Below are 611 nucleotides of genomic sequence, written 5' to 3'. Positions count from 1 at the left end.
CTTCGGCTTAGTTTCCCGCCTCGGCGGCATTCTTGGATTTGGATGACGGGGCCATGGCGCGCTCCTTCGCGTGGGAATCCGACAGGAATTCTTGGCAGCATACGGTCGAAGACACGTTATGCGACTTCATAGGGGAGGTCCTGCAAAATTATGGGTCTCGCCACTCAACTCCTCCAGGGAGAAGCGAAGCCTGAACAAGGCCTGTCCGGCGGCATCGGTGACCTCCATGTGCCAATCGGAACCCTTCCACGATTTTATGCTCTGACCACGAATGATCTCACCGGCGGTCTGGACGGCTTCCTCACGCGCCGCCTCGAGCCCGGGGAGCTCGGTTCCCTCGGTATCGGGATGGGCGGACCCGTTGAAGGTATGGAAGAAATAGCGAGGCATGGGATGCTCCTCTGCCAACAGGCGGGAGCACACGGATCTCTCAGTCACCGACGCCCGAAATATTCAAGCCAGCAATAAAACTACTATCGGTCGTTCAGAGCAATAAACCCAGCTTAGCGCATAAGGACATATGTACGCAGCATCCGATGATTACTGAATAGAAACCCATAATCGTTCTAACAGAACTATGTGCGCTCGAAGAGGAATGGGATTAGGTCTTG

At 55.0% G+C, this 611-nt stretch carries 1 protein-coding gene; it reads right to left on the bottom strand.

The features are described from left to right. Positions 1 to 126: 126 nt before the first annotated feature. On the bottom strand, positions 127 to 390 hold the full coding sequence (locus C7G61_RS43080) for a DUF6894 family protein (protein WP_108523442.1): 264 nt from the start codon (positions 388 to 390) through the stop codon (positions 127 to 129). Positions 391 to 611 lie beyond the last annotated feature (221 nt).

This window comes from Bradyrhizobium algeriense (genome assembly GCF_003062295.1).
Lineage (GTDB): Bacteria > Pseudomonadota > Alphaproteobacteria > Rhizobiales > Xanthobacteraceae > Bradyrhizobium > Bradyrhizobium algeriense.
The sequence above is the reverse complement of the archived record's forward strand: the minus strand, read 5'-3'. Positions and strand labels throughout refer to the sequence as shown.